The sequence below is a fragment of the Streptococcus sp. HMSC077F03 genome, from assembly GCF_001812375.1.
Lineage (GTDB): Bacteria > Bacillota > Bacilli > Lactobacillales > Streptococcaceae > Streptococcus > Streptococcus oralis_S.
The window spans coordinates 327,974-338,597 of sequence record NZ_KV808797.1 but is presented as its reverse complement, the minus strand read 5'-3'; the positions used below and the strand labels follow the sequence as shown (position 1 = coordinate 338,597).

The 10,624-nt window shown below is 42.5% G+C and carries 10 protein-coding genes and 1 other RNA gene; 9 read left to right on the top strand and 2 right to left on the bottom strand.

The window, feature by feature from the left end; genetic code table 11:
- On the top strand, window positions 1–279 hold a 279-nt coding region (locus HMPREF2853_RS10140), incomplete at its 5' end, for an SIALI-17 repeat-containing surface protein (protein ID WP_261674246.1).
- A gap of 167 nt (window positions 280–446) precedes the next feature.
- Here HMPREF2853_RS10140 and pbp1a read toward each other — a convergent pair.
- Window positions 447–2,615 (bottom strand): penicillin-binding protein PBP1A, encoded by a 2,169-nt coding sequence (pbp1a, locus tag HMPREF2853_RS08855; RefSeq protein WP_049501545.1) that lies wholly within the window; start codon window positions 2,613–2,615, stop codon window positions 447–449.
- On the bottom strand, window positions 2,612–3,208 hold the full coding sequence (recU, locus tag HMPREF2853_RS08850) for a Holliday junction resolvase RecU (RefSeq protein WP_000248757.1): 597 nt from the start codon (window positions 3,206–3,208) through the stop codon (window positions 2,612–2,614). Before recU ends, pbp1a begins: the two co-directional genes overlap by 4 nt.
- Window positions 3,209–3,274: 66 nt before the next feature.
- Between recU and HMPREF2853_RS08845 the strand changes: the two genes are divergently transcribed.
- The 8 genes from HMPREF2853_RS08845 to cbpJ all read left to right on the top strand — a co-directional run bounded on the left by HMPREF2853_RS08845 (window position 3,275) and on the right by cbpJ (window position 10,601).
- Window positions 3,275–3,802 carry an SLOG family protein gene (locus HMPREF2853_RS08845; protein ID WP_049501544.1) on the top strand — a complete coding sequence of 176 codons (528 nt, stop codon included), beginning with the start codon at window positions 3,275–3,277 and terminating at the stop codon, window positions 3,800–3,802.
- A 69-nt stretch (window positions 3,803–3,871) separates the two neighbouring features.
- Window positions 3,872–4,201, top strand: coding sequence for a cell division regulator GpsB (gene gpsB, locus HMPREF2853_RS08840; protein ID WP_000146523.1), 330 nt, complete (start codon window positions 3,872–3,874; stop codon window positions 4,199–4,201).
- A 20-nt stretch (window positions 4,202–4,221) separates the two neighbouring features.
- An RNA gene (rnpB, locus tag HMPREF2853_RS08835) (RNase P RNA component class B) lies at window positions 4,222–4,603 on the top strand.
- Window positions 4,604–4,686: 83 nt separating this feature from the next.
- Window positions 4,687–5,844, top strand: coding sequence for a THUMP domain-containing class I SAM-dependent RNA methyltransferase (locus HMPREF2853_RS08830; protein WP_070535874.1), 1,158 nt, complete (start codon window positions 4,687–4,689; stop codon window positions 5,842–5,844).
- A 12-nt stretch (window positions 5,845–5,856) separates the two neighbouring features.
- The gene (locus HMPREF2853_RS08825) at window positions 5,857–7,299 is read left to right on the top strand and encodes a cell division site-positioning protein MapZ (RefSeq protein WP_000039244.1); all 1,443 of its coding nucleotides are present in this window, start codon (window positions 5,857–5,859) and stop codon (window positions 7,297–7,299) included.
- A gap of 75 nt (window positions 7,300–7,374) precedes the next feature.
- Complete coding sequence (gene gndA / locus HMPREF2853_RS08820) at window positions 7,375–8,799, top strand: NADP-dependent phosphogluconate dehydrogenase (RefSeq protein WP_000158773.1); 1,425 nt, start codon at window positions 7,375–7,377, stop codon at window positions 8,797–8,799.
- Window positions 8,800–8,810: 11 nt separating this feature from the next.
- The gene (locus HMPREF2853_RS08815) at window positions 8,811–9,500 is read left to right on the top strand and encodes a response regulator transcription factor (protein WP_000518005.1); all 690 of its coding nucleotides are present in this window, start codon (window positions 8,811–8,813) and stop codon (window positions 9,498–9,500) included.
- 99 nt (window positions 9,501–9,599) lie between these two features.
- Complete coding sequence (gene cbpJ, locus HMPREF2853_RS08810) at window positions 9,600–10,601, top strand: choline-binding protein CbpJ (protein WP_070535871.1); 1,002 nt, start codon at window positions 9,600–9,602, stop codon at window positions 10,599–10,601.
- Window positions 10,602–10,624 lie beyond the last annotated feature (23 nt).

Below are 10,624 nucleotides of genomic sequence, written 5' to 3'. Positions count from 1 at the left end.
GCTCTAGTGCATGAATTGCCAGAATACACAGGCCCGCTAGCAACAGTAGGTGATCAAGCTGCTCCAACAGTAGAGAAACCTGAGTTTAAACTTAGCTCACTTGCTTCAGATGAAGGTAAGGCACCGGCACCGGAACTAAAACAAGAAGTGACGAAGCGAGAAACAGCTGAACAAAGCTTGCCAGCAACAGGTGAGAGCCAATCTGATACAGCCCTCTTCCTAGCAGGTGTTAGCCTAGCCCTATCTGCTCTCTTTGTAGCAAAAACAAAGAAAGACTAGTATTTAGTAAAACCTCTTAACAAGATTACGAAATCCGTTTCCTATCTTTCCCAATGAGGTTTATAGTACAGAAAAAGCCTGAGAAGATGTCTTCTCAGGCTTTTGTTAAGCACATAAATGCAATAGAGCTATGAAAAAATCACCCAGAAAAATCTGGGTGATAAATGTTATGGTTGTGCTGGTTGAGGATTCTGATTTTGGTTCTGGTTTTGTTGACCAGGCGTTGTATTTGGTTGCTGGTTATTGGTATTATTGTTTGCACTATTATTCGTGCTTGGAGTAGTTGAGCTTGACTGTGAAGTTGAACTTTCTGATGTCGAGCTCGAACTTTCAGGCGTTGGTGCCTGTTGCGGAGCAGGAGCAATCCATGCAGAACGAGCACCGTTTTTAAAGACGAACTCACCACTTCGATAGAGGCCTTCTGGCATAGTCCAGTCGCCAGGGTTGTTATCCTCAGACAGATAAGTCATCATTGAACGGTAGACCTTAGCAGCAACATAGAAGCCATCACCAACGATAGGAGTAAGGCGGTTTGAGTAACCTGTCCATACAGCCATTGAATATTTGCGAGTATAACCAACAAACATTTCATCTGGAGCTACATAACCAGTATTTTTGATGTAGTTTTCAATTTCTTCGTCTGTATAGTTTGATGTACCAGTCTTACCAGCTTGAGGTAGCCAAGGGAGATAAGCACCACGACCCGTTCCGTATGCCAAGACAGTCTTCATCATTTCTGTCATCATATAGGCGGTCGTCTCTTTCATGGCACGAGTACCAGGATCAGCGTATTCTTTTGAGCTACCATCGCTAAAGACGATTTTATTGATATACATTGGTTTATGGTAGATACCACCGTTAGCAAAAGCAGCGTAAGCAGCAGCCATTTTCTCACTACTTGCTCCGTACTTTTTGTTTGACTCAGTCGTGTTACTTGAAATCGCGTTGGCATAGTGCATATCTGGATAGTCAATACCGATTCCATTTAGGAAGGTCTTGGCTCTATCTAAACCGACTTTGTTCAAGGTTTCTACGGCTGTAACGTTCCGTGATTGTTGGAGCGCATATTGGATGGTGATGTTTCCAAAGTAACTTCTATCCCAGTTGTAGACGGGAGTGTCTGTTCCAGGATAATTGTAAGGAACATCGTGAACAATTGAAGCAGTTGAGTCGTAGATGTCATACTCCAAGGCAGGAGCATAGTCTGTGATTGGCTTCATGGTAGAACCCCAGTCACGGTTGGTTTCAACAGCTTGGTTGATTCCGAAGGAAACATTGCTTGATTGGTGACGAGAACCTAACTGAGCAATGACTTTCCCATTTGTCACATCCACAATCGTTGAAGCTACTTGCATTTCATCATCTGGATAGTTGACATACTCGTCGGTATTGTAGATATCCCAGAGATGTTGTTGAACTTTAGGATCAACGTTGGTGTAGACGTCCATACCAGTCGTTAAGAGGTTGTAGCCTGTTTCTTGTTCGACTTGATCGATTACCTCTTTGAGATAGTTGTCCATGTATGGAGGATAACTATTAGCCGATTTTAGACTTTGAAGTCCATCTGTAATCGGAGTATTAATCGCTTTTTCATATTGCTCAGCTGAAATGTAACCTTGCCCCTTCATCTCAGAGAGGACGAGATTACGACGTTCTTGAGCGGCTTCTGGATGCGAGTATGGATCATACTGGTTTGGAGCCTGAGGCATACCAGCAAGGAGAGCCAGTTGAGGAATACTTAGATCTTTGAGATCCTTGCCATAGTAACTTTGGGCAGCTGTCTGCATTCCGTAATTACCGTTTGACATGTAAACCTTGTTGATGTAGTAGGTCAAGATCTCTTGTTTAGTCGCTTTTTGTTCTAACTGAACGGCTAACCAAGCTTCCTGAGCCTTACGAGAAAGAGTTTGATCAGAAGTTGACGTAGAGAAATAGGTTAACTTGATCAACTGCTGTGTCAAGGTGGAAGCTCCTTGCAGACCTCCACCACCACGAAGGTTTCGTAGGGTAGCACCTAGGATACGGATCGTGTCGATTCCTCGGTGATTAAAGAAGCGATGGTCCTCAATCGAAACAATAGCGTTGACCAAATCTGTCGGTATTTCGTTTGCTTGGGCATTGACCCGACGTTCCGATCCAAGATCAGCGATAAGTTCATCATTGCTATCATAGATCTTACTTGACGTTGTAGCGACTAGTTTACTTTCAGAAAGTTCTGGAGCCTTGCTAACATAGTAGAGGAAGAGACCTCCACCAAGCATTACAGCTGCGATAAATACAGTTAAGAGACTGATGCTGACATACTTAGCTATTCGCAGAAAAGTTTGTTTGTTCATCTTGTTTTACCACCTAGTAAATGTTCTTTGATAACGTCGAGGTAGGGAATTTGAGGAAAGGCCCCAGGCTCAATCCTATATCCATTTTCTCGAATATATCCAAGTGGCATTGACTTCTGTCCCTTATCTTGATGATAGAAACGGATGAGATCAATAGCCGGTAATAAGTAGGTTTCTTGCTGAGAAGAAAAGTGAAGGAGTACAAAGCAGATTCCTTGCTGGGCAAGGACTTGTTCCATATGCTGGATCTGATGGAGATGAAAATTCTTCATCGGTATCGCATGTTTTTGCCTGGTTTCCTTTGCTTCAAAGTCGATGTAGTATCCATCATAAACCCCTGAATAGTCAGTAGTTGAGGCTTGTCTAAAGTAGGCTTCAACGATCTTGGCTCGACTTCGTTGGGGATAGTCGACACGTACGATTTGGATGGGAGTCGGTTTCTTGTGGATAACAGCCAGCCCATGCGACAAGTAGTAGTCGTTCGTAGCATTGATCATCTTTTCAAAAGACATTCCCCGATTTGCGAAATTTTTAGTTTGTGACAGGGGTGCTTGTCTCTTTTGAGATGAAATTTTATGTGGATAGTTGACCATAATTCTCCTTATTGGTACAATAACATCACTCTATTATATCATAAATTTACAAAGAAAGGGTTAAAAATGACATCAGCCTTGATTTTAGGCTATTCAGCCTTCGACCTTGGTCTCTTTAATGACAAGGATATTCGCGTTGATATTATCAAAACAGCTATTCGGAGAGACTTGGAACGTCTAGCAGAGGATGGGGTGACTTGGCTTGTCTTTACAGGGACTTTGGGCTTTGAGTACTGGGCGCTTCAGGTGGCAAAAGACATGAAAGCAGACTATGGATTTCAACTGGCGACCATTTTTGATTTTGAAACCCATGGTAGTAACTGGAATGAAGCAAATCAAGCGAAATTGAGTGAGTTCAAGCAGGTTGATTTTGTCAAATACGCCTATCCACAATATGAGCACAAGGGACAATTACGCGATTATCAAAAATTTCTGCTGGAAAATACAGATACTTGCTACCTTTTTTACGACGAAGAAAACGAAACCAAGTTACGATATTTTTACCAAATGATAAAAAATCAAGCGGACTATGTTACAAGAAGATTAACATTTGAGGACTTAAATGAAATAGTAGAAAATTTTTCAGAAAAGTAAGGTTTTGACCTTGATTTTTACTTGTCTTTTTTTATATAATAATACTAGTAACCCAGAATGGAGAGAGACATGGCAAGTATTATATTTTCAGCAAAAGATATTTTTGAACAAGAATTTGGACGTGAAGTACGTGGATACAGCAAAGCAGAGGTAGACGAATTCCTAGACGATGTGATTAAGGATTATGAAACCTACGCAGCTTTGGTCAAATCCCTTCGTCAAGAGATTGCTGATTTGAAGGAAGAATTATCTCATAAACCACAGGTAGCGCCAACTCAACCAGACTCTATTGAAGTAACAGCTTCTACTTCAATGACAAACTTTGATATTTTGAAACGCTTAAATCGTCTCGAAAAAGAAGTATTTGGTAAGCAAATCTTAGACAACCAAGATTTATAATTGACTAAGGAATGAGTGCAATTTTTGGATAATCGCGTGAAGAGGATCTCTTTTCATGAGGAAAGTCCATGCTAGCACAGGCTGTGATGCCTGTAGTGTTTGTGCTAGGCGAATCCATAAGCCTAGGGACGAGAAATCGTTACGGCAGTCGAAATGGCTAAGTCTTCGGATAGGTCAGAATAGGCTTGAAAGTGCCACAGTGACGGAGTCTTTCTGGAAACAGAGAGAGTGGAACGCGGTAAACCCCTCAAGCTAGCAACCCAAATTTTGGTCGGGGCATGGAGTGCACGGAAACGAACGTAGTACTCTGACTGCTAGCAGCTTTATGCTGTTAGCGGTAGACAGATGATTATCGAAGGAAGTGGTCCTAGTCACTTCTGGAACAAAACATGGCTTATAGAAAATTGCATATAGGTTGGGGCTGAGAAATCTTTCTCAACCTCATTTTTTAAAGTGAACAAGAGAAAGGTCTTGCAAGACTAGAAATGAAAGAACAATTTAATTTAATCGCAACGGCTGCGGCGGGTCTTGAGGCTGTCGTTGGACGTGAGGTGCGAGATCTTGGTTATGATTGCCAGGTTGAAAATGGGCGTGTTCGCTTTCAAGGAGATGTGAAGGTAATCATTGAGACCAACCTTTGGCTTCGCGCAGCGGATCGCATCAAGATTGTAGTCGGAAGTTTTCCAGCTAAGACTTTTGAAGAGCTTTTTCAAGGCGTTTTTGCTCTAGATTGGGAAAACTATCTCCCGCTAGGAGCACGTTTCCCGATATCAAAGGCAAAATGTGTGAAGTCTAAACTCCACAACGAGCCCAGTGTTCAGGCTATTTCCAAGAAGGCTGTTGTGAAGAAATTACAAAAACACTATGCCCGCCCAGAAGGAGTTCCCTTGATGGAAACGGGTCCCGAGTTTAAGATTGAGGTATCTATCCTGAAAGATGTGGCAACGGTCATGATTGACACGACAGGTTCTAGCCTTTTTAAACGTGGTTATCGTACGGAAAAGGGTGGAGCACCCATCAAGGAAAATATGGCAGCGGCCATTTTACAACTCTCTAACTGGTATCCAGACAAGCCCTTGATTGATCCAACCTGTGGTTCAGGAACTTTCTGTATCGAGGCGGCTATGATTGCCAGAAAAATGGCACCAGGCCTTCGCCGTTCCTTTGCTTTTGAGGAATGGAACTGGGTCAGCGATCGGCTAATCCAGGAAGTTCGTACAGAGGCGGCTAAGAAAATGGATCGTGAACTTGAGCTGGACATTATGGGCTGTGATATTGATGCTCGCATGGTGGAGATTGCCAAGGCAAATGCCCAAGCAGCTGGCGTCGCAGGTGATATCACCTTTAAGCAAATGCGGGTACAGGACCTGCGTACAGACAAGATTAATGGCGTTATCATTTCCAATCCACCATATGGGGAACGTTTGTCTGATGATGCAGGAGTTACCAAGCTCTATGCTGAGATGAGACAAGTCTTTGCACCACTGAAAACGTGGAGTAAGTTTATCCTGACGAGTGACGAAGCTTTTGAAAGCAAGTACGGAAGTCCAGCTGATAAAAAGCGAAAACTCTATAACGGGACCTTAAAAGTAGATTTGTATCAATACTTTGGTCAGCGTGTCAAACGCCAAGAGGTAAAATAGAAAGGTGAACTCATGAGTAAGAAAAGACGTGATCGTCATAAAAAAGGACATCAAGAACCACAATTCGACTTTGACGAAGCAAAAGACTTGACTGTTGGTCAAGTCATTCGTAAGAATGAAGAGGTGGAGGCTGGAGTATTGCCTGAGGACAGTATCTTAGACAAATACATCAAACAACACCGTGAAGAGATTGAAGCTGACAAGTTTGAAACTCGTCAGTTTAAAAAAGAAGAACTGGCTTCTACTCAAAACCTAGAGGAAATGATCCAAGAAGTGCGAGAATCTAGTGAGACTTCTGATCAGGTAGACGATTCAGACCTGGTTGCTGAGGAATCTATTGAAGAGATAGAAAATGAAGAGACTACTCAGTTTGTTCCACCACTTCAAGATGAAGAAAATGCTGAAATAGAGCCTCTCGTTTTAACAGAAACAGAGCCCAAAGAAATAAATGAGGAACGAGAAGAGGAGACCTATACACCTCTATCACGTTCGGCTCAAACAGAACCTGAAACAGGCTCTAAGAAGAAAGCTGTCATCATCATTGCTTCTGTAGTAGCTGCAATCCTTGTGCTTGCTGGAACGTATTATGTCTACCGACAAGTATCTCGCTCAAACCAAGAAATTCAGGCTTCTCAATCATCTTCAGGCAATCAGGAATCGCAAACCGACTTGCAAGAGTTTAATACGCTCTATGATACTTTCTATACAGATGCTAATAAGACAGCTCTGAAAAACAGCCAGTTTGATAAATTAAGCCAATTGAAAACCTTGCTAGATAAGTTAGAAGGTAGCCGTGATTATACACTAGCTAAGTCAAGATATGATAGTCTAGCAACTCAAATCAAGGCCATTCAAGATGTTAATGCCCTCTTTGAAAGTCCAGCTATTACGGACGGTGTCTTGGATACCAATGCGAAAGCCAAAGCGGATGCTAAATTTACAGAAATCAAGACAGGGAACATAGAACTAGACAAACTCTTGGATAAGGCCATTAGTCTTGGTAAGAGCCAACAAACCAGTGCTTCCAGCTCAAGTTCAAGCTCTAGCACGAGTCAAGCAAGCTCAAGTTCAGCTACAGAAAGCAATGCAAGCAGTACGACACCTTCTACAAGCACTACGGAACCAGCTAGAGATACGAATGGTGGTTTGTCTGGCGATGGGGTTAATCTTCAAAGAAGTGCTAGTCGTGTACCGTACAACCAATCAGCTGTAGACGATAGCAACAACCCTGCTTGGACGTTTTCGGATGGTGTATTGGAACAAGTCCTAGCAACATCACGTGCTCGTGGCTATATCACTGGAAATCAATATATCCTAGAACGTGTCAATATCGTAAACGGAAATGGTTATTACAACCTCTATAAACCAGATGGAACCTATCTCTTCACCCTCAACTGTAAGACAGGTTACTTTGTAGGGAATGGTTCTGGTCATGCAGATGACTTGGACTACTAGGACTCCGTTACAAAATTCTTTCCTTTCATAGGTAAAAATGATAAAATAAAACATATTAAACAAGAGGAGTGTCACATGACAAAAGCTAACTTTGGTGTCGTTGGTATGGCCGTAATGGGTCGTAACCTTGCCCTAAATATCGAATCTCGTGGTTATACAGTTGCCATTTACAACCGTAGTAAAGAAAAAACAGAAGACGTAATTGCTTGCCATCCTGAAAAGAACTTTGTGCCAAGCTATGACGTGGAAAGCTTTGTAAACTCAATCGAAAAACCTCGTCGTATCATGCTGATGGTTCAAGCTGGACCTGGTACAGACGCAACTATCCAAGCCCTTCTTCCACACCTTGACAAGGGAGATATCTTGATTGACGGAGGAAACACTTTCTACAAAGATACCATCCGCCGTAATGAAGAATTGGCAAACTCAGGCATCAACTTTATCGGTACGGGGGTTTCTGGTGGTGAAAAAGGTGCCCTTGAAGGTCCGTCTATCATGCCTGGTGGACAAAAAGAAGCCTACGAATTGGTTGCGGATGTTCTCGAAGAAATCTCAGCTAAAGCACCAGAAGATGGAAAACCATGTGTGACTTACATCGGTCCTGATGGAGCTGGTCACTATGTGAAAATGGTCCACAACGGTATCGAGTATGGTGACATGCAATTGATCGCAGAAAGCTACGACCTCATGCAACACTTGCTTGGCCTTTCTGCAGAAGACATGGCAGAAATTTTTACTGAGTGGAACAAGGGCGAGTTGGACAGCTACTTGATCGAAATCACAGCTGATATCTTGAGCCGTAAAGATGATGAAGGTCAAGATGGACCAATCGTAGACTATATCCTTGATGCTGCAGGCAACAAGGGAACTGGTAAATGGACTAGCCAATCAGCTCTTGACCTTGGTGTGCCATTGTCACTCATCACTGAGTCAGTATTTGCGCGTTACATCTCTACATACAAAGAAGAGCGTGTACATGCTAGCAAGGTGCTTCCAAAACCAGCTACTTTCAAATTTGAAGGTGACAAGGCTGAGTTGATTGAAAAGATCCGTCAAGCCCTTTACTTCTCAAAAATCATCTCATACGCACAAGGTTTTGCTCAATTGCATGTGGCTTCTAAAGAAAATAACTGGAACTTGCCATTTGCGGACATCGCATCTATCTGGCGTGATGGCTGTATCATCCGTTCTCGTTTCTTGCAAAAGATCACAGATGCCTACAACCGTGATGCAGACCTTGCAAACCTTCTCTTGGATGAATACTTCTTGGATGTCACTGCCAAGTACCAACAAGCAGTGCGTGATATCGTAGCTCTTGCTGTTCAAGCTGGTGTACCAGTGCCAACCTTCTCAGCAGCTATTACTTACTTTGATAGCTACCGTTCAGCTGACCTTCCTGCTAACTTGATCCAAGCGCAACGTGACTACTTTGGTGCCCACACTTACCAACGTAAAGACAAAGAAGGAACATTCCACTACTCTTGGTATGACGAAAAATAAGTAGGTCTGCCATGGGGAAACGGATTTTATTACTTGAGAAAGAACGAAATCTCGCTCATTTTCTCAGTCTGGAACTCCAAAAAGAGCAATACCGTGTTGATCTGGTCGAGGAGGGGCAAAAAGCCCTCTCCATGGCTCTCCAGACAGATTATGACTTGATTTTACTGAATGCTCGTCTGGGGGATATGACGGCCCAGGATTTTGCAGAGAGGCTGAGTCGGACAAAACCTGCCTCAGTGATCATGGTCTTGGACCATCGCGAAGAATTGCAAGACCAGATTGAGACAATCCAGCGCTTCGCCGTTTCTTACATCTATAAGCCAGTGATTATTGATCAGCTGGTGGCTCGTATTTCAGCGATTTTCCGAGGTCGGGACTTTATCGACCAACATTGTAGTCAGATGAAGGTCCCAACGTCTTACCGCAATTTGCGTATGGATGTAGAACATCATACCGTTTATCGTGGCGAGGAGATGATTGCTCTGACGCGCCGTGAGTATGACCTTTTGGCCACTCTCATGGGAAGCAAGAAGGTCTTGACTCGTGAGCAGTTGTTGGAAAGTGTTTGGAAGTACGAAAGTGCGACAGAAACCAATATCGTGGATGTTTATATCCGTTATCTACGTAGCAAGCTTGATGTAAAAGGTCAAAAAAGCTACATTAAAACCGTGCGTGGTGTTGGTTACACCATGCAAGAATAGAAAAGCAGTTGCAGTTGTGTAACTGCTTTTTTTGAGAAGTTTCTATATATTGACATACAATAAAGTCTTTGCTACAATCAGTTATGGAGGAAAGATCTAATGAAAAAATTTAAAATAATGATGCAAGTTGGACTGACAGTCTTTTTCTTTGCTTTGTTAGCGACAAGCACCGTCTTTGCGGATGATGTTGATTCAGAAGGCTGGCAATTTGTCCAAGAAAATGGTAGAACCTACTACAAGAAGGGTGACATCAAAGAAACGGACTGGCGAGTGATTGATGGCAAGACCTATTATTTTGATTATAATGGTGAAATGGTTGTTGGTTGGCAATATATTCCAATGCCAGTTAAAGGATATACAATTGGTCCTTACCCAAATGGTATCAGATTAGAAGGTTCCCCAATGCCAGAATGGTACTACTTTGACAAAAATGGAGTGCTACAAGAGTTTGTTGGTTGGAAAGCATTAGAGGTTAAAACTAAAGACAGTGTTGGAAGAAAGTATGGGGAAAAACGTACAAACCCAGAAGATAAAGAAGAGAAGAGTTTTTACACGAACTATTACTTTAATCAAGATCATTCTTTAGAGACAGGTTGGCTTTATGACCAGTCTAATTGGTATTATCTAGCTAAAACGGAAATTAATGGAGAAAGCTATATTGGTGGTGAAAGACGTGCAGGTTGGATAAACGATGATTCAACTTGGTATTATCTCGATGCAACAACTGGCATTATGCAAACTGGTTGGAAGCAAATTGGCAATAAGTGGTACTACCTCCGTTCATCAGGAGCTATGACAACTGGCTGGTATCAGGAAGGCCCAACTTGGTACTATTTAGATGCTGAAAATGGCGATATGAAAACAGGCTGGCAATATCTTGGTAACAAGTGGTACTACCTTCGTTCATCAGGAGCCATGGCAACTGGTTGGGTGAAAGATGGTTCAACTTGGTACTACCTAAATGCAAGTAATGGAGATATGAAGACAGGTTGGTTCCAAGTCAATGGCAAATGGTACTATGCTTATAGCTCAGGTGCTTTAGCAGTGAATACCACTGTAGATGGCTACTACGTCAACTATAATGGCGAATGGGTTCAATAATGAAAGAGGCGATTGTGAAGGAA